Source organism: Streptomyces sp. NPDC020422, assembly GCF_044386705.1.
Taxonomy (GTDB): domain Bacteria; phylum Actinomycetota; class Actinomycetes; order Streptomycetales; family Streptomycetaceae; genus Streptomyces.
Genome location: NZ_JBIRVJ010000002.1, coordinates 133,129 through 156,155 on the forward strand (window position 1 = coordinate 133,129; position 23,027 = coordinate 156,155).

Here is a 23,027-nt window from a genome sequence, read left to right on the forward strand (position 1 = left end):
TGGAGTATCCCAAGCTCGTTCGGTGGTGCTCCCCGCCGGGGAGGGGGACCGGCGGGGAGCGGGTTCAGGAGTCAGCGGTTCCGGGCCAGGCGACCGGCGGTGCTCGTCATCAGCGCCTGGACCTCGGTGAGGCGCAGGGGGCGGGCGAGCAGGGCGAAGACGGCGAGGACGGCGAGCGCGCCGGCGAGGCCCGAGAGCACGGAGCCGGCCCCCTTGGCCGCGTCCGCGACGAACAGCGCGAACCCGGCGGCGGGCAGGGCCGCGACCAGGAGGCGCAGCAGCGCGCCGCCGGATCCGGGCGTCGCACCCGCCCCGGCGAGTCGGCGGCCCAGCACGTACGCCGTCAGGCCCCAGCCCGTCCAGAGCGCCAGCGAGTACCCGGCGGCCATGCCCGTCACGGCCCAGCGGGCGGGCAGGACGGCGTAGGCGCCGACGGCGAGCAGGGCGTTGAGCCCCGCGATGACCAGGTTGAGGAAGAAGGGCGTACGGGTGTCGCGCAGGGCGTAGAAGGCGCGGGTGCAGACGTACTGGCCCGACAGGGCGATCAGGCCGGGCGCGAGGGCCATCAGGATCCAGGCCATCGAGCGGACCGCGTCCGCGTCCGTGACGCCGTACTGGAAGACCGTTGCGATCAACGGGACCGCCAGGGCGAAGAGCGCGCACGCGGCGGGGACGATGGCCGCCATGGTGGTGCGCTGCGCGTAGCCGACGTCGCGGCGCACCCCGGCCAGGTCGCCCTCGGCCGCCGCCCCGCTCATCCGGGGCAGCAGGGCGGTGACGAGGGCGACGGTGACGATGCCGTGCGGCACGGCCCACAGCAGGTAGGCGTTGTTGTACGCGCTGAGCCCGGCGCCCTCGGCCCGCTGGCCGGCCGCCGTGGCGATCTTGGTGGTGACCCAGTACGCGGCCTGGTTGGTGAGGACCAGCAGGACCAGCCAGCCCGCCGACTTCAGGGGCGCGGTCAGTCCGCTGCCCCGCCAGTCGAAGCGGGGGCGCCAGCGGAAGCCGGCCGCCTTCAGGGAGGGCACGAGGGCCAGGGCCTGGAGGGCGATGCCCGCCGTGGTGCCCCAGCCGAGCAGCGCCGTCTCGCCGGGGGTGAGCCCGCCGCCCGCGGAGACGGCCAGGAACAGGCCGAAGACGGCGACCACGACGACGTTGTTGAGGACCGGCGTCCACATCATGGCGCCGAACCGGCCGCGCGCGTTGAGCACCTGCCCGAGCAGCGTGAACAGGCCCAGGAAGAAGATCTGCGGCAGGCAGGAGCGGGCGAAGGCGACGGTCAGCTCCCGCTGCGCGCCGGTGTAGTCGGTGTACCCGTCGACGATCGCGGGGGCCGCGAGCACGGCGACGGCGGTCAGGACGGTCAGGGCGATCGCACAGACGGTGAGCAGCCGGTCGGTGTAGGCCGCGCCGCCGTCCTCGTGCTCCTTGGCCGCCTTGACCAGCTCGGGGACGAAGACCGCGTTGAGCGCGCCGCCGAGCAGCAGCATGTAGACGATCGTGGGGACGGAGTTGCCGACCGCGTAGCCGTCGGCGACGAGCCCGGTGCCGATGGCCGCGGCGACGACGGCGGAGCGTACGAAACCGGTGGCGCGGGAGACCAGCGAGCCGGCGGCCATCAGGGCGCCGCTGCGCAGGACGGAGGGCGCCTTGGCCGGTGCGGCGGCCTCGGCGGCCGTGGCCGTCATCGGCGGGCCAGATACGCCTGGAAGGCGCGGTACAGCGTGTGGTTGGTCGTGCCGTGCAACGGAATCTCCCACTCCCCCAGCGTCTCGACGACCCGCCCGCCGGTGCCCAGCTTCCAGCGGAGCAGCCCGTGGGCGCGGTCGTCCGGATCGAGGGTGGAGGGTACCCCGCGCAGGTCGTAGACGTCCGCCCCGAGGGCGTGGGCGTCGAGCATCATGCGCCACTGCAGGGCGTTGGAGGGGCGCACCTCGCGGCGGTGGTCGGCGGAGGCGCCGGTCTGGTACCAGACCCGCCGGCCGACGGTGATCATGGTGTGGGCGGCGAGGACCTCGCCCTCGTGGCGGGCCAGGTAGAGCTTCATCCGCCCGGGGTGCTCGGCGTTGAGGACGGCGTACTGGCGCTCGTAGTACGCGAGGGAGCGGCCGAGCCGGAAGCCGTCGCGCTCCTCGGTGACGCGCAGCAGCCGGTAGAACTCGGGCAGGTCGGCGGCGGAGCCGACGACGACCTCGACGCCGGACTTGCGGGCCTTGCGGATGTTGCGCCGCCACTCCTGGTTGAGCCCGGACCACAGGTCGTCGGAGCTGCGGCCGGTGAGCGGCACCTGGTAGACGAACCGCGGCTGGGCGTCGGCGCCGTCGTCGGACTCGCCGCCGCACCGCTTCCAGCCGCGGGCCCGCAGCCGTTCGGCGACGGCGGAGCCGAGCGGGTCGACCTCGCTGGCGAGGACGTCGGCGAGGCGGCGACCCGGCCCGGTGTGCGCCTTGAGGGTGGCGGCGGACCAACGGCGGTAGTCGGGCCCGGGTCCCATGCGTACGGCGAAGACGCCGCAGGCCCGCAGATGCCGCAGCAGCGGGTCGAGCCAGCCGTCGAGGTCGGGGTCGGCCCAGTCGGCGACGGGCCCTTCGGGCAGATACGCGAAGTACTTGCGGGTCCCGGGGAACTGCCGCAGCAGGACGAGCGCGGCCCCGCGCAGCTCCCCGGACTCGTCTCCCCATCCCACGAGTTGGTGGCTCCATCCCTCCTTCACCCGGGCCCAGGAGGGCAGTTGCAGGAAGCTCGGGCCGCCGGGGCCGGTGGAGCGGGTGGCGAGGAAGGCGCGGTACGCCTCGGGGGTGATGGGGCCGAGCCGCGGCGCGGGGCGGGTGGACGCAGGCGTCACGAGCAGCGCTGACACAACGAGGGCCTCCTTGTTCCGCCCCTCGGTGGTGGGGCGCACAGCAGGCTCACAGCCGGTCTTGACCGCTCCGCGCGAGGAATGTGACCGGACGATGACCGTTTCTCACCAGCCGCCGTCACATGCCCCCGCGACCAGGCGCGACTCCCTTCCGGCGGCCTACAGTCCGAGGCATCCCACCCTTTCCACACCACCCTCCCGCGGAGGCCGTTCCGTGCTGCGCACACCCATACGCATCCCCCTCTTCCTGATCGCGGCCGCCTCGCTGACCGCCTGCTCGGCGGCGACGGCCAGCCAGCCCCCCGGGTCCCGGGCGCCCGCGGACGACACCCCCGCGAAGGTGACGGTGGCGGCCCCGGCGGCCGGCCGCCCGGTGACGGTGACGGCGGCCGGCGGCACCCTGGCCACGGTGAGGGTGGTCGACGCGGACGGCACCGCGCTCACCGGCCGCACCGCCTCGGGCGGCACCTCCTGGTCCTCGGACCGCAAGGCGGCGCCGGGGACCACGTACACCGTGGAGGTGACGGCGCGGACGGCCGCCGGCACGGAGACGAAGGACCGCAAGTCGTTCTCGACCCCGAAGGCGGACGAGGTCAACAAGCTGACCCTGGCCCCCGGCAAGAACACGACGGTGGGCATCGCGCAGCCCCTGTCGATCGTCTTCGACCGCCCGGTGACCAACAAGGCGGACGTGGAGAAGCAGCTGAAGGTGACCACGTCCAACGGCACCGAGGGCTCGTGGGGCTGGCTGACGGACTACTCGGGCAAGGACAGGGTGGACTGGCGCCCGAAGCAGTACTGGAAGCCCGGCACGAAGGTCACCCTCGACGCCACGCTGAACGGCACCGACTCGGGCGACGGCTGGTTCGTCCGCGACTACCGCACCGGCTTCACCGTCTCCGCGCAGGCGCAGGTGGTGAAGGTCGACCTGGACGCCAAGAAGCTCTCCGTCGTCCGCGACGGACGCACCGTCCGCACGATCCCCGTCTCCGGCGGCACCCCCGGCGGCGACAAGCGGTCCTGGCGGGGCACGGCCGTCCTGATGGCGAAGGAGGGCACGATCAACATGAACTCGGAGACGGTCGGGCTCGGGGACGCCTACGACAAGATGGTCGACTACTCGATGCGCCTGACCTGGTCGGGCATGTACACCCACGCGGCCCCCTGGAACGCGCGCTACTTCGGGCGCGTCAACCACAGCTCCGGCTGCATCGGCATGAGCACCGAGAACGCCGCCTCCTTCTACGCCTCGGTCCGCGTCGGCGACCCCTTCGAGATCACCGGCGAGGACACCAAGGGCGTGGTGGCCGAGGGCAACGGCTACGGCGCGTGGAACGTCTCGTGGCCGGCCTGGCAGGCGAAGAGCGCGCTGCGCTGAAGGCCACTCACCGGGGTGGCCGTACGGGATTCCCGCCTCCGGCCGGGGCGCGCCGGATGCCCTCGGCGACACAGCGGGCCGACACGCCGTGCGCGTCCAGGCCGGGAGGCACCCGCCGGCCGGCGGGCCCGGTGCTGCGCGGCCGGTTGCCGAACGGCAGGAACCCCTCCGGCCCGGCCCTGGTCGTGAGCGCCGCCGCCCGGGCCCCCGCTTAACCGTTCGACACCCGCTCCGGCCGACGGCAGACTTCCGCCGATGACGACTACCGAACGTACCGACACGCCGCCCTCCTGGGACGAGCGCACCCAGCTGACCACCTTCCTGGACTACGCCCGCGCCACGGCGGTCGCCAAGTGCGAGGGCGTGTCCGCGGAGGACGCCCGCAAGGCCCCCGTCCCCAGCTCGCCGCTGATGACGCTGTGCGGGCTGATCAGCCATCTGCGCTGGGTCGAGCACTGGTGGCTGGACGTGGTGTTCCTCGACGGCGAGCTGGAGGGCCCGCTCGCCGGGGCGACCGACGAGGACCCCGACCCGGAGATGCGGACGGCGGTGGACGTCCCGCTGCCCCGGCTCGTCGCCGAGTACGAGGAGCAGAGCGCCCGCCTCCGCCGCCTGGTCTCCGAGCACGACCTGGACACCAAGGCCAAGCGGACGGTCCGCGACGGCCTCCAGGTGGACCTCCGCTGGATCCTCCACCACCTCATCGAGGAGACCGCCCGCCACAACGGCCACCTCGACATCCTCCGCGAACTCCTCGACGGCCGTACGGGGTACTAGAAGCGGTACGGGAAGCGGGTACCGGAAGCGGTCAGGCGCCCCGCATCTCCCACACCAGCACCTCCGCGTCCGAGGTCGCGAGCAGGGCCAGGTCCTTCTCGGCCGTGGCCCGGGCCGCGTCGCCGGCCGCGAGTTCCTCTCCGGCCAGGCGGACCGTGCCGCGGACCACGTGGACGTAGACGTGGTCCGCGTCGGGGACGGCCGCGCGTTCGCCCAGTTCAAGGCGGCGGACGTGGAGCATCGCGCCGGCGGCAGGCAGGGCGTACGGGGTGGCGTCGGCGATGCCGCGGACCACCTCGTACGCGGGCTCGCCGCCCGGGGTCAGCGGGGCCAGCCACATCTGGACGAAGGTCAGGGGGGCCGCGCCGTCGTTGCGCTCCACGTGCCGGACGCCGGCCGCCGCGCTCAGGTGCTGGAGGTCGCCGGGGCGGACCACCGTGGCGTGGCCGGTCGAGTCGCGGTGGGTCAGCTCGCCCTCGACGACCCAGGTGACGATCTCCGTGTGGCTGTGCGGGTGCTCGTCGAAGCCCGCGCCCGGTGCGAGGCGCTCCTCGTTGCAGGCGAGCAGCGCGCCGAAGCGGAGGTTGTCGGGGTCGTAGAAGCGGCCGAAGGAGAAGGCGTGCCGGGTGTCGATGCCGGTCTCGGGGGCGCCGCCCCGGTACCTCTCGCCCGCGCGGTGAATGCGTATCACGGGTTCACGGTAGCCGCGGCCGGAGCGGCGGGAGGCCGCCAAAGCGCCCCGACCCCGCATGTGACCGCCCCGATAAGGCAGTCTTGTCCCCGTGTCTGAACCCGTGAACGCCGCTCACCCGCATGCCGCGACCCTCAAGCGCCTCGAACAGTCCTCGGGGCGGCTTGCCGCCAGCGCCATCGCCCGCATGGACGAGACGCTGCCGTGGTACCGGGCGATGCCGCCCGAGAACCGGTCGTGGATCGGTCTGGTCGCCCAGGCCGGTATCGCCGCGTTCACCGAGTGGTTCCGGCACCCGGAGACGCCGCAGGCGATCTCCACCGACGTGTTCGGCACCGCGCCGCGCGAGCTGACCCGGGCGATCACGCTGCGGCAGACCGTGGAGATGGTGCGGACGACCATCGAGGTCATGGAGTCGGCGATCGACGAGGTCGCCGCCCCCGGCGACGAGCGGGTGCTGCGCGAGGCGCTGCTGGTCTACGCGCGGGAGATCGCCTTCGCCACCGCGCAGGTGTACGCGCAGGCCGCCGAGGCCCGCGGTGCCTGGGACGCCCGGCTCGAGTCGCTGGTCGTGAACGCGGTGCTGTCCGGCGAGGCCGACGAGGGGGCCGTGTCGCGGGCCGCCGCGCTCGGCTGGAACTCGCCGGAGAACGTGTGCGTGGTGCTGGGCACCGCGCCCGACGGGGACAGCGAGCTGACCGTGGAGGCGATCCGGCGGGCCGCCCGGCACGCCAAGCTCCAGGTGCTGACCGGTGTGCTCGGCGACCGGCTCGTCGTCATCGCGGGTGGGAACGACAATCCGCTGGCCGTGGCCAAGGCCCTGATCGGGCCGTACGCCGCCGGGCCCGTGGTCGCCGGGCCCGTGGTCCCCGACCTGCTGGCCGCCACCCGCTCCGCACAGGCCGCCGCCGCCGGGCTCAAGGCCTGTACGGCCTGGCAGGACGCCCCGCGCCCGGTCCTCGCGGACGATCTCCTGCCGGAACGCGCCATCGCCTCGGACCCTTCGGCCCGTGAGCAGCTGGTGGAGGAGATCTACAGACCGCTGGAGGAAGCCGGCTCGGCCCTCCTGGAGACGCTGAGTGTCTACCTGGAGCAGGCGAGCAGCCTGGAAGGCGCGGCGCGGATGCTGTTCGTGCACCCCAACACCGTGCGCTACCGGCTCCGACGTGTGACCGACGTCACCGGATGGTCACCCTCTGACGTCCGCTCGGCGTTCACGCTGCGGATCGCACTGATCCTGGGGCGCTTGGCCGACGCCGACACCCAGTCCTAGACTTTTGTCGAACACCAACAATTCCCCCGACGGTTCTTCGTCCTAGTCCCCACGGGCGTCCAGGACCGTCCCCAAGAGAGAGTGTGAGGGTGCTCGTACTCGTCGCTCCCGGCCAAGGCGCCCAGACGCCCGGCTTCCTGACTCCCTGGCTCGAACTCCCCGGTGCCGCCGACCGCGTCGCGGCCTGGTCCGACGCCATCGGGCTCGACCTCGCCCACTACGGCACGAAGGCCGACGCGGACGAGATCCGCGACACCGCCGTGGCCCAGCCGCTGCTGGTCGCCGCGGGTCTGCTGTCCGCCGCCGCCCTCGGTGACGTGTCCCCCGGCGCCGTCGCCGGTCACAGCGTCGGCGAGTTCACCGCGGCCGCCTTCGCGGGCGTCCTCGACCCGACGGCCGCGCTGCGTCTCGTACGCACCCGTGGTCTGGCGATGGCCGAGGCCGCCGCGATCACGCAGACCGGCATGTCGGCGCTGCTCGGCGGCGACCCCGAGGTGACCGTCCCGCACCTGGAGAAGCTGGGCCTGACCCCGGCCAACGTCAACGGCGCCGGCCAGATCGTCGCCGCCGGCACCCTGGAGCAGCTGGCCGCCCTGGCCGAGGACAAGCCCGAGGGCGTCCGCCGGGTGGTCCCGCTGCAGGTCGCCGGCGCGTTCCACACGCACCACATGGCTCCGGCCGTGGAGAAGCTGGCCGCGGCCGCCGAGGAGCTGTCGCCGGCCGACCCGGCCGTGCGCTACGTCTCCAACAAGGACGGCCAGGTCGTCACCGGCGGCGCGGAGGTCATCGCCCGCCTGGTCGGCCAGGTCGCCAACCCGGTCCGCTGGGACCTGTGCATGGAGACCTTCCAGGAGCTCGGTGCGACCGGCCTGGTCGAGGTGTGCCCCGGCGGCACCCTGACCGGCATCGCCAAGCGCGCCCTGCCCGGTGTCCGCACCGTGGCCCTGAAGACCCCCGACGACCTCGACGCGGCCCGGGCGCTCATCGCCGAGACGGCGGCCACCGACACGGCCACGGCCTGACAAGGAGTGTCGAGAAGCATGGCGAAGATCAAGCCCAGCAAGGGCGCCCCGTACGCGCGCATCCTCGGTGTCGGCGGCTACCGCCCGACCCGCGTGGTGCCCAACGAGGTGATCCTCGAGAAGATCGACTCCTCCGACGAGTGGATCCGCTCGCGCTCCGGCATCGCGACCCGTCACTGGGCGTCCCCGGAGGAGACCGTCACCGCGATGTCGGTGGAGGCCGCGGGCAAGGCCATCGCCGACGCCGGGATCACCCCGGAGCAGATCGGCGCGGTCGTCGTCTCCACGGTGTCGCACTTCAAGCAGACCCCCGCGGTGGCCACCGAGATCGCCGACAAGATCGGCGCCGGCAAGCCCGCCGCGTTCGACATCTCCGCCGGCTGCGCGGGCTTCGGCTACGGCCTCACCCTCGCCAAGGGCATGATCGTCGAGGGTTCGGCCGAGCACGTCCTGGTGATCGGCGTGGAGCGGCTGAGCGACCTGACGGACCTGGAGGACCGCGCGACGGCCTTCCTGTTCGGCGACGGCGCGGGCGCCGTGGTCGTCGGCCCCTCGGACGAGCCGCACATCGGCCCCACCGTGTGGGGTTCGGAGGGCGACAAGTCCGAGACGATCAAGCAGACCGTGCCGTGGAACGAGTTCCAGGTCGGCGACGTGTCGAAGCTCCCCCTGAACACGCAGGGCGAGATCAAGTTCCCCGCCATCACGCAGGAGGGCCAGGCGGTCTTCCGCTGGGCCGTCTTCGAGATGGCGAAGGTCGCCCAGCAGGCGCTGGACGCCGCCGGCATCTCGGCGGACGACCTGGACGTCTTCATCCCGCACCAGGCGAACATGCGGATCATCGACTCGATGGTGAAGACCCTCAAGCTGCCGGAGCACGTCACGGTCGCCCGTGACGTGGAGACCACCGGCAACACCTCGGCCGCCTCGATCCCGCTCGCGATGGAGCGGCTCCTGGCGACCGGCAAGGCCAAGAGCGGCGACACGGCGCTCATCATCGGCTTCGGGGCGGGTCTCGTCTTCGCCGCGACGGTCGTTACTCTCCCCTAGGCACTCCGGATCTGCCGGAAGCCTCTTTTTCTCAGCACACACAAGAAGGAGCGCCACCATGGCCTTTACCCAGGACGACATCGTCAAGGGCCTCGCCGAGATCGTCAACGAGATCGCCGGCATTCCGGTCGAGGACGTCGAGATCGACAAGTCCTTCACCGACGACCTGGACGTCGACTCCCTGTCCATGGTCGAGGTCGTCGTGGCCGCCGAAGAGCGCTTCGACGTCAAGATCCCCGACGAGGACGTCAAGAACCTGAAGACGGTCGGCGACGCCACCAACTACATCCTCGAGCACCAGGCCTGATTCGGGCCTAGCTGACCCGGTTCGCCACCCGGCGGTGGCGCCGCTTTTCGACCATCACACACATGGAGAAAGAATTCCTGTGAGCTCGACCAATCGCACCGTGGTCGTCACCGGTATCGGCGCAACCACTCCGCTGGGTGGCGACTCCGCTTCCACCTGGGAGGGCCTCCTCGCCGGCCGCTCCGGCGTCAAGCCCCTGGAGGGCGAGCGCTTCGAGGAGCTGCCCGTACGGATCGCCGCGCGTGCCGCGGTGGACCCCTCCGAGGTGCTGCCCCGCCCGCTGGCCCGCAAGCTGGACCGCTCGGCGCAGTTCGCGCTGATCGCGGCCCGTGAGGCGTGGGCCGACGCGGGTTACACCGCGCCCGCCGGTGAGGACGAGAAGATCGTTCCCGAGCGGCTCGGTTCCGTGATCGCCTCCGGCATCGGCGGCGTCACCACCCTGCTCGACCAGTACGACGTGCTGAAGGAGTCCGGCGTCCGCCGCGTCTCCCCGCACACCGTGCCGATGCTGATGCCCAACAGCCCCTCCGCCAACGTCGGCCTCGAGGTGAACGCCCGGGCGGGCGTGCACACCCCGGTCTCCGCGTGCGCGTCGGGTGCCGAGGCGATCGGCTACGCCGTCGAGATGATCCGTACCGGCCGTGCCGACGTGGTCGTCGCGGGCGGCACCGAGGCGGCGATCCACCCGCTGCCGATCGCGGCCTTCGCCAACATGATGGCGATGTCCAAGAACAACGACGAGCCCGAACTGGCCTCGCGCCCCTACGACAAGGGCCGGGACGGCTTCGTCCTGGGCGAGGGCGCGGGCGTGGTCGTGCTCGAGTCCGAGGAGCACGCGAAGGCGCGCGGCGCGAAGATCTACTGCGAGGTGCTGGGCCAGGGCCTGTCGGCCGACAGCCACCACATCGCGCAGCCCGAGCCGACCGGCCGGGGCATCGCCGCGGCGCTGCAGAACCTGCTCGACTCGACGGACCTGAAGCCGTCCGAGGTCGTCCACCTCAACGCCCACGCCACCTCGACCCCGCAGGGCGACGTCGCCGAGATCAAGGCGCTGCGCAAGGTCCTGGGCGACGACCTGGACCACGTCGCGGTCTCCGCGACCAAGTCGATGACCGGCCACCTCCTGGGCGGCGCGGGCGGCATCGAGACCGTCGCGACGGTCCTGGCGCTCCACAACCGGGTGGCCCCGCCGACCATCAACGTGTCCGACCTGGACCCGGAGGTCGACGCCGACATCGTCCGCGACGAGCCGCGCGAGCTGCCGCAGGGCACGATCGCGGCGATCAACAACTCGTTCGGCTTCGGCGGGCACAACGTGGTGCTGGCGTTCCGTACCGTCTGACACCGGCGACCGGCCCCCCACCGGCCGCCGGACGGAGTCCGGCACAGCGCCCCGAAGCCCGCGAAGCGGCGCGAGGGACGCACGGAGGAGGGGCCGACTCGTTCGGCTTCGGCGGGCACAACGTGGTGCCGGCGTTCCGTACGGTCTGATCGGCGCTGTGACGTTCCGTCACGTGTGAGGCCCACCCCCTGCCGGGGGTGGGCCTTCGTCGTCTCCTGGGGGCGCCTACACCACCTGGTGCAGCCACCGCACCGGCGCGCCCTCGCCCGCGTAGCGGAAGGGTTCCAGTTCGTCGTCCCAGGGCTTGCCGAGGAGTCTGGCGATCTCGGCCTCCAGGACCGTCTCGCCCTGCACCGAGCGGGCCAGGGCGGCGCGCAGGCGGTCCTCGGGGATCAGGATGTCGCCGTGGATGCCGGTGACCGCGTGGAAGATGCCCAGTTCGGGGGTGGCGCTGTAGCGCTCGCCCTCGGCGGTGGGACAGGGCTCCGCGGTGACCTCGAAGCGGAGCATCTGCCAGCCGCGCAGGGCGGAGGCGAGTTTGGAGGCGGTGCCGGTCTCGCCCTTCCAGGAGAACTCGGCTCTCCAGGTGCCGGGGGACGCCGGCTGGCGGATCCAGTCGAGCTGGACCCTCGCACCGAGGACGCCCGCGACCGCCCATTCGACGTGCGGGCAGAGCGCGCGCGGTGCGGAGTGTACGTACAGGACTCCACGTGTCGTCACCGGGACCTCCAGTGTGGGACGAGGTTCGCCTTGCCCAGCGGCCTCAGTAAACACATCAGGAGGTGATCTTCGCAAACCCCCAAAAAGGGGACAGCATGTGACGTGATGTAATTTACCGGACCCGATCGGCCGAGGCGCCTCTGGTTCGACGGGGGAAAAGCTACCGTGCCGCACCCACATCGGGGTGACGTACGGTCGGTCAGGGGCGGGTGGACACGAAGCTTTCACCCGCCAGGACGCCGAGGAGGGGCCCCGAGGATGCGCGGGCGACGTCGTTTCCGTACCACCGCCGCCGCGGTCGCGCTGCTGTGCGTCGCGGCGCTGCCCGGCTGCTCGGCGGAGACCGGCGGCCCGGGTGGGGTCGCGCGCCCGGCGGCCGCCACGCCGAAGCCTACGCCCCCACCGACCCCGAAGCCGACGTCCCTGTGGAACCCCTCCCCCGGCTCCCTGGCCGCCGTCGGCGACTCCATCACCCGCGCCTTCGACGCCTGCTCGGTCCTGGCCGACTGCCCCGAGGCGTCCTGGGCGACCGGCACGGACGCGGGCGTCAACAGCCTCGCACTGCGGCTGTTCGGCCCGGCCGGCGCGGCGGGCCGCAGCTGGAACCTGGCGCGCACCGGGGCGCGGATGGCGGAGCTGCCCGGGCAGATGGCCGCGGCGGCGGCCCGGCGGCCGGAACTGGTGACGGTCATGATGGGCGCCAACGACGCCTGCCGGGCGCGGCCGGAGCAGATGACCCCGGTCGAGGAGTTCCGCGCCTCGTTCCGGGACTCGCTCGCCCGGCTGCGGGCCGGGGCGCCGAAGGCCCAGGTGTACGTGTCGAGCCTGCCGGACCTGAAGCGCCTGTGGGCGACGGGACGGGTCAGCCCGACGGGCCGTCAGGTGTGGAGCCTCGACGTCTGCGGCTCGATGCTGGCGGCCCCGGAGGACCTGAGCCCGGCGGCCGAGGAGCGCAGGACGCGGGTGCGGGACCGGGTGGTGGCGTACAACCGGGTCCTGCGGGAGGTGTGCGCGAAGGACGCGCGCTGCCGTTACGACGGCGGGGCGGTGTTCGGTTTCCGCTTCGAGGGCGGGCAGCTGAGCCCGTGGGACTGGTTCCATCCGAGCCGGGACGGCCAGGCGCGGCTCGCGGAGATCGCGTACCGGCGAATCAGCGCGCGGTAGCCCCGGGGCGGGCGTCAGGACCCGTCCCGGGGCTGGTCACAGGCGGTCCGGAAGGGTCAGATCTCCAGGCTCGCGGTCAGCCGGGCGTCGGCCAGCGAGTGCGCGGCCAGCACCTCGTACCCGCCGGTGACGAGGGTCCAGGCGTTCTTCTCCTCGTCCCAGATCTCGAAGGCGCGGCGCGGCAGTTCGACCGTCACCTCGACGCTCTCGCCCGCGGCGGCCTCGACGCTCGCGAAGGCGGCCAGCCAGCGGGCCGGGCGCTCGACCCGGTCGGCGACGGGCGCCAGGTAGATCTGGACGACCTCGCGGCCGGTGCGCTCGCCGGTGTTGGTGAGGCGGACGGTGGCGCTGTCGGGGGTGACGACGAGCGAGTCGTACGTCCAGGTGGTGTAGCCGAGGCCGTGCCCGAAGGGGTACGCGGGGGCGGCGCCGGCCCTGTCCCAGGCGCGGTAGCCGATGAACACGCCCTCGTCGTAGACGAGTTCGCCGTCGGCCGGGGTGACGTCGACGACGGGCACGTCGGCGAGGGCCACCGGCCAGGTGGTGGGGAGCCGGCCGCCGGGCTCCTCGGCCCCGGTGAGCACGTCGGCGAGCGCGGCGCCGCCCTCCTGGCCGGGGAACCAGCTGAGCAGGACCGCCGCGACCTCCTCGCGCCAGGGCATCTCGACCGGGGAGCCGGCGTTGACGACGACGACCGTGTTCGGGTTGGCGGCGGCGACCGCCCGGACCAGGTCGTCCTGGCGGCCGGGCAGGGCGAGGTCCTTGCGGTCGAAGCCCTCGGACTCGACGCGCTCGGTGGTGGCGACGACCACGACGGCGGTGTCGGCGGCGCGGGCGGCCTCGACGGCTTCGGCGATCAGTTCGTCGGGGTCACGGCGCGGACCGAGGTGGACGAAGGAGAACATGACGGCCGGCAGCGGGGCCGCGAAGGCCTTGTCGAGGGTGTGCAGCAGGGAGACCTCGACGGTCTCGCCCGCGGTGAGCGGCACCCGGCCGCGTTCGACGGGCGAGCCGAAGAAGGCCTCGAAGGGGTCGGTCTCGGGGCCCAGGGCCTGGACGCCGTCGAAGAGGGTCCGCCCGGCGACGGTGAGGACGAAGGCGCCGAGGCCGCGGGTGCCGAAGGAGTGCTCGCCGGTCTCGCGGGGCGTGAAGCTGCCGATGACCTCGATGGAGGCGAGGGCCTCGTGGGTGACGCCGGCCGGGAGGTCGTCGCCGATCCACTGGACCTGGCCGTTGGGCAGGGTGCCCTCGCCGAGGACGGTGCCGTCGGCGGCGCGGCAGACCGCGCGGAGGGTGAAGCCCTGGTCGGCGGGGGCGAGTTCCTCGCTGGGGTCGGCGCCGACGTGGAAGGTGAGCGCGCCGTCGGGCAGGGCGGCGGTGAGGCCGTCCAGCGGGGAGACGGTGTGGTCGGGGAAGACCTGGGCGGAGCCGCCGCCGAGGACCCGGGCGTCCCGGGCGGCGGCTCCGGAGAGGGCGACGGTGCCGCCGCGCAGCGGCAGGGCCCGGCCCTCGTTGCGGACGAGGACGAAGCCGCGGCGGGCGATCTCGCGGGCGAGGGCGTCGCCGTCGAGGGCGGCGGGCGGTTCGGCGACGACGGCCGGGGCGCCTTCGAGGGCGCCGACCCGGGCGGCGAGCCGCAGCACGTTGCGCACGGCGGCGTCGACGGCGGACTCCTCGACCTCGCCGGCGCGCACGGCGGCGGCGAGCGCCTCGCCGTAGACGGTCCGGGGGCCGGGCATGGCGACGTCGAGGCCGCCCTCGATGTCGCCCTTGGTGGAGCGGGCGGCCATCCAGTCGGAGACGTTGTAGCCGTCGAAGCCCCACTCGCCGCGCAGGACCTCGTTGACGAGGTAGCGGTGCTCGGTCATCGTCGTGCCGTTGACCCGGTTGTAGGCGGTCATGATGCCCCAGGGGTGGGCGTTCCTCACGATGGCCTCGAAGGGCGCGAGGTACAGCTCGCGCAGCGGGCGCGGGGCGATCCGGTTGTCGACGGTGAAGCGCTCGGTCTCCGCGTCGTTGCCGACGAAGTGCTTCACGGTGGTGCCGACGCCGCCGTCCTGCACGCCCTGGACGTAGCCGGTGCCGATGGCGCCGGTCAGGTACGGGTCCTCGCTGTACGCCTCGAAGTGGCGGCCGCCGAGGGGCGAGCGGTGCAGGTTGACGGTGGGGGCGAGGAGGACGTGGACGCCCTTGCGGCGGGCCTCCTGGGCGAGCAGCCGGCCGGCCCGGCGGGCGAGCGCCGGGTCCCAGGTGGCGGCGAGCGCGGTCGGGGACGGCAGGGCGACGGACGGGTCGTCGGCGGTCCAGCGGACGCCGCGGACGCCGATCGGGCCGTCGGACATGACCAGGGAGGCCAGGCCGATCTCGGGCAGGGCCGGCAGCGACCACATGTCCTGACCGGCGAGCAGCCGGGCCTTGGCGTCCAGGTCGAGCTTGGCCAGGGCCGCCTCGACGGCCTCTTCGCGCGCGGTGTCCGCGTTCGTCTCCGGCACGTCCGTACCTCCTCGTTGAAGTGCTGGTGCGGCCATGGTGACCCGACCTACCTGTAGATCGGTAGGTTACGTTAGCATTTCGTTATCGAAGCATGGCGTACGGTCCTTCCGACAAGGACCTTCGGAAGGGGGACGGAGCGATGGCACGGGCCAGGAGCGAGGAGCGCCGGGCGGAGATCGTCCGCGCCGCCCTGGAGGTGATCGCCGAGCGCGGCTACCGGGGCGCCTCCCTCGGCGCGGTCGCCGAGCGGGTCGGGCTCACCCAGCAGGGGCTGCTGCACTACTTCCCGACCAAGGAGGCGCTGCTCGTCGCCGTCCTGGAGGAGCGCGACCGCTGGGACACCAGCGGCGGCCGGGACCGCGGGCCCTGGCGGCTCGACCTCATGGAGTCGCTCGTCGAGTACAACGCGATGCGCCCCGGCATCGTGCAGACCTTCTCCGCCCTGCTCGGCGAGAGCGTCACCGAGGACCACCCGGCCCGCGCCTTCTTCACCGAGCGCTACACCCAGGTGCGGGAGAGCATGGCCGAGGTCCTGCGCGCCGAGTTCGGCGACGAGCTGCCCGGCGGGCTCAGCCCGGAGCGGGCGGCGCCGCTGCTCACGGCGGTGATGGACGGACTGCAGTACCAGTGGCTCCTGGACCCGGACGCGGTGGACATGGGGGCGTCCTTCCGGGACTTCCTGGCGCTGCTGAAGGAACCGCAGGTGAGGGCGGTGTAGCGGGAGTTCGGACCGGGAGGCGATACTTCCGGCGGCCCGTCACCCGCCGTACGGAAGGACCTCCGTGCCCCCGATACGCCGCACGCCCACCCGTTCGCTCACCCTCGCCCTCGCCGCCGCCTCGCTCGTCGCCGGGGCCCCGCCCGTCTCCGCCGCCCCCGCCCCCGCCCCCGCCGTCACCGTGGAGGAGGCACGGCTCGACCGGGCCGCACCCCGGGAGATCCTGCGCAGGAGCGGATTCGACGGTCTGGCACCGGAGTTCGCCGACGCGCTGGCGGACGCCCGCACGATCGGACAGGCCGAGCACACCGTCGCCCGGTACGGAGCACGGCTCTGGCGCCGGGCGGTGGACCGGGCCCAGGGCCGCGGGCCCACGACCGGCGACCTCTCCCGGGACGACGACCGGCCGCTGTACTGGGCGCGACTCGCGCTCACCCGGGAACTGCGCGGCTGGCGGCCCGAGTTCGGGCTCGACGAGGAGGGCAGGGCCCGGCTCCTGGACCGCCTGGAGCGCTCCTCGCGCGGGCAGGACTCGATCCGCTACCCGGCCGGCAAGGGCGTCAAGCGGATCCTGCTCACCGGCTTCGACCCGTTCACCCTCGACCGCGACGTGCGGATCAGCAACCCCTCCGGGGCCACCGCGCTCGCCCTGGACGGCACCTGGCTGCGCACCGCCGACGGCTCCCTCGCCCGGGTCGAGACGGCGGTCTTCCCGGTCCGCTGGGAGGACTTCGCGGACGGCACGGTCGAGCGGACCCTGCGCCCGCACCTGCCCGAGGTGGACCTGTTCACCACCGTGAGCCAGGGCCGTCCCGGCCGCTTCGACATCGAGCGCACCAACGGCGCCTGGCGCGGCGGCTTCCCCGACAACGAGAACCTCTCCAGGACCGGGACGGTGCCGGTGCCCGAGGCGGCCGGCCAGCCCCAGTGGACGTCGACGACCCTGCCGTACGCGGCGATCACGGCGGCGGGCACCGGGCGCTTCCCGGTGTACGACAACACCTCGGTGACCGAGCTCCCGGCCGGCTCGGACACCCCTGTGGTCCGCCCCGACGGCCCGACGCCGGGCTCGCTCGCCCGGGCGGGCGGCGGCGGGAACTACCTCTCCAACGAGATCGCCTACCGCGCCACGCTGCTGCGCGACCGGCTCGGTCTGACCGGGCTGCCCGGCGGGCATGTGCACACCCCGGTGCTGCAGTTCGGCCCGGACAACGCGGACCCGGCGACCGGGACGGTCACCGACCCCGGGTTCGTGCGCAACCGGCTGGACATCATCGCGCAGGTACGGGCGATCGTGGCGGTGGCCGCGGGCTCCTGAGACCCGGAGGCCGCCGAGACCCGGAGACCGCCGAGGCCCGCAGACCGCCGAGGCCCGCAGACCGCCGGGCCCGGAGGCCGCCGAGGCCCTGGCGGCTCCTGAGGCCAGGGAGGCCGCCGAGGCCCTGGCGGCACCTGAGGTCCGGGAGGCCTGGGGTCCGGAAGGCCCCTGAGACCCGGGAGGCCGGGCGACCCCTGGGGTCCGGGAGGCCCCGTAGGCCCGGGCGGCCCCGTAGGCCCGGCGGCCCCTGAGGCCCGGGCGGCCGCTGGGGTCCCGGAGGCCGCTGAGCTAATACCCCAAGCCCGCCATTGATCCTTACCGGCGCAGGCGGGATGATGGCGGTCATGATCCTCGCAGCCACCCAGTTCGCCCCCGTCGCCGGGGACATCGCCGCCAATGTCCACACCGTCGCCGGGCTCGTCCGCGCCGCCGGGGCCGAGGGGGCCAGGGTCGTCGTCTTCGCCGAGCTGGCCCTCACCGGCTACGAGCCGAGCCTCGTGCGGGACACCCCCGACCTGGTCCTGACCGAGGACGACCCGCGCCTCGACCCGGTGCGGGAGGCCTGCCGGGCGGCCTCCGCCGCGGCCGTCGTCAACGGGCCGGTGCGGACGGCCTCGGGCCGGCCGGCGATCACCACCCTGGTGATCGGACCGGACGGCTCGCTGCTCGCCCGTTACGACAAGCAGCACCTGTACGGGATCGAGGCGGAGGTCTTCGCGCCGGGCACCGCCGACGGGCGCTTCGTGCTCGACGGCGTCCGCTTCGCGACGGCCACCTGCTACGACAACCGCTTCCCGGAGCTGGCCGAGCGGGCCGCCGCCGACGCCTGCGCGGTGTACCTGGCCAGCTCGGTGCTCGACGCGGCCAACGACTCCTTCGAGAAGGTCTACCCGGTACGGGCCAGGGACTTCGGCCTGTACGTGGTCCTGGGCAACGTGCTCGGCCCCAACGAGGACGGCGTCGGCACCGGCCGCGCCGGGGCCTGGGGCCCGGACGGGCGGCGGATCGCCGACGCGGGGGCGCAGGAGCCGGGGTACGTGCTCGCGGAGGTCCCGGACGGCGCCTGACCCGGGGGAGACACCGGACGGCCGGCAACCGGATCGGTCACCGGCCACCGGCCGTCCGGCGGGGAGGCCGCCGCGGAACCCCCGGTCCGCGACGGCGCCCCGGCCCCGTTACGGGGCGCTCAGACCCAGCGTGTACGCGCCGGAGCCGCTGTAGGCGTGGACCACATAGCGGTAGTAGCCCGCGGTCCCCTTGTACGTGATGTCCTCGTCGGCACCTGCCGTGCCGCCGACCGCCACGTCCGCCCAGGCAGAGCCGTTCCACTTCTGCAGGTACAGGTCGAAGTCGGTCCCGGCCGGGCCGCGCAGGCAGCCCACGTGGGTGCCGGAGGTGGCCGAGTAGTAGTAGGAGCCGTCGGGCTGGGCCTCCGCCTCGCCGTCGGTCAGCGAACCCCGGTACGTGTACTTGGTGTTGTCGCAGCCGGTGGGCGGCGGGGTCGTGCTGCCGACGGTCAGCTGGTAGGTGACCGTGTGGGTCGCCGAGCCGGTGCCGGTGACGGTGATCGGGTAGGTGCCGTTGGCCGTGCCGGCCGCGGCCTGCACGGTCATCGTCGAGGAGCCGCCCGAGGTGACCGAGGACGGGCTGAAGGAGACGGTGACCCCGCTCGGGGCGCCGCTCGCGGAGAGCTGCACGCTCTGCGCGCTGCCGCCGGTGGTGGTGGTGTTCACCGTGGCGGTGACCGAGGCGCCCGGCTGGACCGAGCCGGAGGCCGGGTTCAGGGCCAGCGAGAAGTCCGGGGTGGTGGTGCCGCCGCAGTCGGTCTCACCGGACTGGGCCGGGACGCCGATCGCGTTCCAGGCCGTCTTCACCGCGTTGCACTCGGCGCTGCCGTAGGTGTTCTTGGCGCTGGAGAGCGTCGCCTTGCGGGCGGCGAGGTGGTTCCAGGAGGAGGTCTTCATCAGCAGGGCGCCCATGAAGATCTTGCCGGCCTTCTGGATGCCGATGCCGGTCACCGAGGAGGGGCCGCCGGAACATATGGGGCTCGCGGGCTTGCCGCCGCCCGGGTTGGAGCCCTCGGCGAGCAGGTAGAACCAGTGGTTCTGCGGGCCGGCCGCGGCGTGCACCTCGGTGCCGGAGCTCAGCTGCGGGTAGCAGTTGGGGTCGCCGGCGAGCGAGGGGTTGTACATGTAGCGGATCGGCTTGTTGTCGCCGAGGAAGTTCAGCTTCTCGCCGACCGTGTAGTCGGGGGTGTCGTTCGGGTTGTTGGCGAAGTGCTCGGTGAGCGCGCCGAAGATGTCGCCGGTGGACTCGTTCATCCCGCCGTTCTCGTTGGACGAGCCCGAGCTGCCCGGGGTGCGGTCGAAGATCTCGTGACCGTACTCGTGGGCGACGACGTCGATGCCGGTGAGCTGCATCGTGCTGTTCTGGTTGTGGCCGTACGTGGTCTTCGTGCCGTCGTAGTAGGCGTTGACCTCGCCCAGGCCGGCCCGCGCCGGGACCATGCCGCCCTGCCCGTTCTGGCCGTTGTAGCCGAACCACTGCTTGAGCATGTCGCTCTCGCGCTGGGCCGCGTACATGATGTCGACGCAGGCGGTCACGAGGTCGTTGGCGGTGCCGTTGCCCCAGGGCGAGGAGCCGGTGTAGGCGCTGCCGTTCTGGCCGCCGCACTTGAAGCCGGAGCGGTTCGGGTCGGTCATGGAGCCGGCGGCGGTGTCGATGGTGACGTTGCCGTTGTGGTAGCCGCGCCCGTCGGCGTGCAGGATCTTGTCGGTGGCGCGGGCGACGGCGCCGGTGCGGGCGTCGACGTAGGTGTCCAGCGAGCTGGGCAGGCCCTTGGCGGTGCGGCCGACGACCAGGGTGTGCCAGGTGAGGACCGGCTTGTTCCCCTTGAGCAGCACGGTCAGTTCGGGGGTGCCGGCGCTCTCGACCGCGGCGAGCTGGCCGCGGGCCGTGGCGAGCGCGGCGGCGGAGCTCACCGTCGCCTTGGTGGAGAGCCGGATGGCCGGGGCGGGCGCGGAGGTGATGTCCCGGACCTTGCCGGCGCTGTCGGAGAGGACCACGGCGTCGCCGCCGGCCACCGGGAGCCCCTTGTAGGTGCGCTGGTAGGTGGCGTAGTAGAGGCCGTCGGCCCAGGGGGTGACACCGGTGCGGACGAGTTCCTCGTCCACGCCGTGGCGCAGTCCGTCGAGTCCGCTGTCGGCGGCCTTGTCGGCGGCGGCGAGGGCGAGGGACTTGCCGTGCCCGGGCGGTACGGGCTGCGGCGCCGGGGTCGCGGCGGTGGCGGTTCCCGCGAGGGTGCCCGCGAGGCTCGCCGTCAGCGCGAGCGCTGCCACGGCCGCCGAGAGTCTGGTGGGGTGCACGTCTGCTCCGATCAGGTGGGGGGAGACGGTGGGTCGCGCCGAGTATGTGCGTGGACATGGCAAGTCGGGGACCTCTCACCGGCCATAAGACCCGCGTTATGCCTCGGACCCGTCAGAAGCCCTCCGTCCGCCCCCATCCGCTGCGTACGCTGCTGAAATGCAGCTGGAGTTGAGGCATCTCGAAGCCGTCTGCCGGATAGCGGAAGCGGGCAGTCTGGGCCGCGCGGCGGCCCGGCTGGGGGTCTCGCAGCCCGCGCTCTCCGCGCAGCTGCGGCGCATCGAACGGGCCGCGGGCGGCGAGCTGTTCTTCCGCGGCCGGCACGGGGTGGACCCCACCCCGCTGGGCGAGTTCGTGCTGGCCAAGGCGCGCCGGGTGCTCGACGAGATGGACGCGCTCGCGGCCGGCGCCCGGGCCGCCGCGCCGCACCCGACGCTGCGGCTCGGCTGCATCCTGCTCGTCCTGGTGGACGACCTGATCGGGCGGCTCGACCGGGAGCTCGCGGGCCAGGAGATCGCGGTCAGCATCGAGCACTCGGTGACCACGCTCACCCGGCTGCTCGGCGCCGGGCAGTACGACGCGATCGTGTACGGGGAGTGCAACGACCACGAGGTGCCGCTCCCCGACGGCACGGCGGCCCGCACGCTGATCCCGAAGGAACCTTTCTGTGTGCGCATGTCGGCGGCGCACCCGCTGGCCGCGCGGGAGCGGGTGGAGCTCGCGGAGCTGGCGGGCGAGACCTGGATGACGCTGATCGAGGACGACGACGGCGGTCCGGAGGCGCTGGTCGAGGCCTGCCGCAGGGCCGGCTTCACCCCGGCGCTGCGCTACCGGATCGCGGACCGCAAGATGCACTACGACCTGATCGCGGCGGGCCGTGCGATCTCGATGAGCCAGCCGACGGCGCCCCCGGCGGAGGGCACCGTGCTGCGTCCGCTGGCCGGCGACCCGATCACGGGCCGCATCCGGCTCGCGTGGAACCGGTCGGCGGTCTCCGAGCGCCGGGCGAAGCTGCTGTACCGCGCGGCGGGACTCGCGTATCTGGCCAACGTCCCCAACAACGCCTTCCACCGGACGTGGTGGGAGTCCCGCCCGGAGCTGCACCCGGTCCTGGACTGAGCCTGAGTCCGGGCCGGGACCCGCACCCCGGGCCGAGCCAAACCCCGGGCCGAGACCGCTAGTGGGCGGCTCCCTCGGCCGGTCGGGGCTCGTCGCTGCCGTCGCGGCCCTCGCCGCTGTCGTCGCCCTCGTCCGTCTCGCCGTTCAGGTCCCGGGCCATCAGGGTGGCTCCGGCGACCGCGCCCGGCATCAGCAGGACGGCGACGAAGGGGACGAGGAAGGCGAGGGTGAGGGGGACGCCGAAGCCGAGGGCGGCCATCCGGCGGCCGCGCAGCAGCCCGAGCCGCTCCTTGAGCTCGACCCCGCGGCGCTGGAGCGCGACGGCGGTCAGCTCCTCGGTGAGGAAGAAGCCGGAGACGCAGAAGCCGAGCGCGGGGACGAGCGTCTGCCCGAGGACCGGGATGAAGCCGGCCGCGAAGAGCAGGATGCCGTAGAACGCGACCCGCACCAGGACCCGCAGGCTGTCGCGGGCCGAGATCCACAGGTCCTTCCAGAGCGGCAGCCCGGACTCGGGGACCTCGCCGCCCTGGCTGCGGTCGACCGCCTCGGACAGCGACTCGTAGAAGGGCTGGCCGATCAGGAGGGTCACGGCGGTGAAGGTGATCACGGCGAGGAAGAGCCCGAGCGCGAAGACCAGGAAGGTCAGCGCCCCGCGGAGGACGCCCTGCCAGGGCGAGCCCCAGCCGTCGGCGAAGGGGGTGGCCCAGGCGCTGACGTCGTCGGCGCCGTAGAAGAGGCCGATGAGGGCCCCCACGTAGAGGACGAAGGTCACCAGGCCCGGCAGCAGCCCGAAGCCGAACCACCGTCCGTGCCGGCCGACCCACTTCTGTCCCTGCAGCAGGTAACCGAGTCCCGCCCCGAAATCGCGCATGTGATCACCCTATCGGCGGCGGGCACGCGGCGGGCATGAAGGAGGGCCGCACCTCGGTCGGTCGGGGTGCGGCCCCCTTCTACGGTATCCCGTGTCGGGCGTCCGCGATCAGACGGCGAGCTCGACCGTGATGTTGCCGCGGGTCGCCTTGGAGTACGGGCAGACCTGGTGGGCCTTCTCGATCAGGCTCTTGGCGGTCTCGGCGTCCACGTTCGGGATGGTCGCCGAGATCCTGACGATGATGCCGAAGCCCTCGTCGTTCTTGCCGATGCCGACCTCGGCGGTGACCGTCGAGCCGGAGACGTCCGCGTTCTCGTTGCGCGCGACGACGCCCAGGGCGCCCTGGAAGCAGGCGCTGTACCCGGCGGCGAAGAGCTGCTCGGGGTTGGTGCCGGCGCCGGAGCCGCCCATGGCCTTGGGCGGGTTCACGACGACGTCGAGCTGCCCGTCGTCGGTGGCGACCCGGCCGTCGCGGCCGTTCTCGGCGGTCGCGACGGCGGTGTACAGGACGTCGGAGTGCTGGATGGACATGCTGATGTCTTCCTTCTTCGTTCGCCGCGA

General features: G+C 73.2%; 20 protein-coding genes. 12 read left to right on the top strand and 8 right to left on the bottom strand.

What is annotated here, in order from left to right; genetic code table 11:
- Positions 1-71 precede the first annotated feature (71 nt).
- Positions 72-1,688, bottom strand: coding sequence for a murein biosynthesis integral membrane protein MurJ (gene murJ, locus ACH414_RS04700; protein ID WP_386563982.1), 1,617 nt, complete (start codon positions 1,686-1,688; stop codon positions 72-74).
- On the bottom strand, positions 1,685-2,860 hold the full coding sequence (locus ACH414_RS04705; protein WP_386563985.1) for a lipid II:glycine glycyltransferase FemX: 1,176 nt from the start codon (positions 2,858-2,860) through the stop codon (positions 1,685-1,687). The genes murJ and ACH414_RS04705 overlap by 4 nt, the downstream gene beginning before the upstream one ends.
- 214 nt (positions 2,861-3,074) lie before the next feature.
- Here ACH414_RS04705 and ACH414_RS04710 point away from each other — a divergent pair, with 214 nt between their 5' ends.
- Together ACH414_RS04710 and ACH414_RS04715 are read left to right on the top strand one after the other, a co-directional pair.
- The gene (locus ACH414_RS04710) at positions 3,075-4,238 is read left to right on the top strand and encodes an Ig-like domain-containing protein (RefSeq protein WP_382543371.1); all 1,164 of its coding nucleotides are present in this window, start codon (positions 3,075-3,077) and stop codon (positions 4,236-4,238) included.
- Between the two features lie 255 nt (positions 4,239-4,493).
- Positions 4,494-5,015: a DinB family protein gene (locus ACH414_RS04715; protein ID WP_382543374.1), complete on the top strand. Its 522-nt coding sequence runs from the start codon at positions 4,494-4,496 to the stop codon at positions 5,013-5,015.
- 31 nt (positions 5,016-5,046) lie between these two features.
- Here ACH414_RS04715 and ACH414_RS04720 read toward each other — a convergent pair whose 3' ends face one another.
- On the bottom strand, positions 5,047-5,703 hold the full coding sequence (locus ACH414_RS04720) for a pirin family protein (protein ID WP_391769208.1): 657 nt from the start codon (positions 5,701-5,703) through the stop codon (positions 5,047-5,049).
- A 94-nt stretch (positions 5,704-5,797) separates the two neighbouring features.
- On the opposite strand from ACH414_RS04720, the gene fasR reads away from it, so the two are divergent.
- The 5 genes from fasR (at position 5,798) to fabF (ending at position 10,700) form a co-directional block, all read left to right on the top strand.
- A complete protein-coding gene (gene fasR, locus ACH414_RS04725) occupies positions 5,798-6,979 on the top strand; it encodes a fatty acid biosynthesis transcriptional regulator FasR (RefSeq protein ID WP_382543380.1) in 1,182 nt (393 codons plus the stop codon).
- 89 nt (positions 6,980-7,068) lie between these two features.
- Positions 7,069-8,001: an ACP S-malonyltransferase gene (locus ACH414_RS04730; RefSeq protein ID WP_382543383.1), complete on the top strand. Its 933-nt coding sequence runs from the start codon at positions 7,069-7,071 to the stop codon at positions 7,999-8,001.
- 18 nt (positions 8,002-8,019) lie between these two features.
- The gene (locus ACH414_RS04735; protein ID WP_382543386.1) at positions 8,020-9,051 is read left to right on the top strand and encodes a ketoacyl-ACP synthase III; all 1,032 of its coding nucleotides are present in this window, start codon (positions 8,020-8,022) and stop codon (positions 9,049-9,051) included.
- 58 nt (positions 9,052-9,109) lie between these two features.
- The gene (locus ACH414_RS04740; RefSeq protein WP_382543388.1) at positions 9,110-9,358 is read left to right on the top strand and encodes an acyl carrier protein; all 249 of its coding nucleotides are present in this window, start codon (positions 9,110-9,112) and stop codon (positions 9,356-9,358) included.
- 79 nt (positions 9,359-9,437) lie between these two features.
- Positions 9,438-10,700, top strand: a complete 1,263-nt coding sequence (gene fabF / locus ACH414_RS04745; RefSeq protein ID WP_382543391.1) for a beta-ketoacyl-ACP synthase II — start codon at positions 9,438-9,440, stop codon at positions 10,698-10,700.
- A gap of 225 nt (positions 10,701-10,925) precedes the next feature.
- Here fabF and ACH414_RS04750 read toward each other — a convergent pair whose 3' ends face one another.
- Positions 10,926-11,420: a DUF3145 domain-containing protein gene (locus ACH414_RS04750; RefSeq protein ID WP_382543394.1), complete on the bottom strand. Its 495-nt coding sequence runs from the start codon at positions 11,418-11,420 to the stop codon at positions 10,926-10,928.
- A gap of 258 nt (positions 11,421-11,678) precedes the next feature.
- On the opposite strand from ACH414_RS04750, the gene ACH414_RS04755 reads away from it, so the two are divergent.
- Positions 11,679-12,584, top strand: a complete 906-nt coding sequence (locus ACH414_RS04755; RefSeq protein WP_398940794.1) for an SGNH/GDSL hydrolase family protein — start codon at positions 11,679-11,681, stop codon at positions 12,582-12,584.
- 56 nt (positions 12,585-12,640) lie between these two features.
- Here the strand turns inward: ACH414_RS04755 and ACH414_RS04760 are convergent, their stop codons facing one another.
- A complete protein-coding gene (locus tag ACH414_RS04760) occupies positions 12,641-15,112 on the bottom strand; it encodes a beta-glucosidase (protein ID WP_382543400.1) in 2,472 nt (823 codons plus the stop codon).
- Between the two features lie 104 nt (positions 15,113-15,216).
- Here ACH414_RS04760 and ACH414_RS04765 point away from each other — a divergent pair, with 104 nt between their 5' ends.
- The 3 genes from ACH414_RS04765 to ACH414_RS04775 all read left to right on the top strand — a co-directional run bounded on the left by ACH414_RS04765 (position 15,217) and on the right by ACH414_RS04775 (position 18,180).
- Positions 15,217-15,795, top strand: coding sequence for a TetR/AcrR family transcriptional regulator (locus tag ACH414_RS04765; protein ID WP_398940795.1), 579 nt, complete (start codon positions 15,217-15,219; stop codon positions 15,793-15,795).
- Positions 15,796-15,859: 64 nt separating this feature from the next.
- Positions 15,860-17,113 (top strand): pyroglutamyl peptidase, encoded by a 1,254-nt coding sequence (locus ACH414_RS04770; RefSeq protein ID WP_382543406.1) that lies wholly within the window; start codon positions 15,860-15,862, stop codon positions 17,111-17,113.
- 344 nt (positions 17,114-17,457) lie between these two features.
- Positions 17,458-18,180, top strand: coding sequence for a carbon-nitrogen hydrolase family protein (locus ACH414_RS04775; RefSeq protein WP_382543409.1), 723 nt, complete (start codon positions 17,458-17,460; stop codon positions 18,178-18,180).
- Positions 18,181-18,288: 108 nt separating this feature from the next.
- Here ACH414_RS04775 and ACH414_RS04780 read toward each other — a convergent pair whose 3' ends face one another.
- Positions 18,289-20,478: a M4 family metallopeptidase gene (locus ACH414_RS04780; protein WP_398940796.1), complete on the bottom strand. Its 2,190-nt coding sequence runs from the start codon at positions 20,476-20,478 to the stop codon at positions 18,289-18,291.
- A gap of 157 nt (positions 20,479-20,635) precedes the next feature.
- Here ACH414_RS04780 and ACH414_RS04785 point away from each other — a divergent pair, with 157 nt between their 5' ends.
- On the top strand, positions 20,636-21,595 hold the full coding sequence (locus tag ACH414_RS04785; RefSeq protein WP_386564003.1) for a LysR family transcriptional regulator: 960 nt from the start codon (positions 20,636-20,638) through the stop codon (positions 21,593-21,595).
- Between the two features lie 58 nt (positions 21,596-21,653).
- On the opposite strand, the gene ACH414_RS04790 is transcribed toward ACH414_RS04785, so the two are convergent.
- Together ACH414_RS04790 and ACH414_RS04795 are read right to left on the bottom strand one after the other, a co-directional pair.
- Complete coding sequence (locus tag ACH414_RS04790; RefSeq protein WP_382543418.1) at positions 21,654-22,466, bottom strand: EI24 domain-containing protein; 813 nt, start codon at positions 22,464-22,466, stop codon at positions 21,654-21,656.
- A gap of 108 nt (positions 22,467-22,574) precedes the next feature.
- The gene (locus ACH414_RS04795) at positions 22,575-22,997 is read right to left on the bottom strand and encodes an organic hydroperoxide resistance protein (RefSeq protein WP_382543421.1); all 423 of its coding nucleotides are present in this window, start codon (positions 22,995-22,997) and stop codon (positions 22,575-22,577) included.
- Positions 22,998-23,027 lie beyond the last annotated feature (30 nt).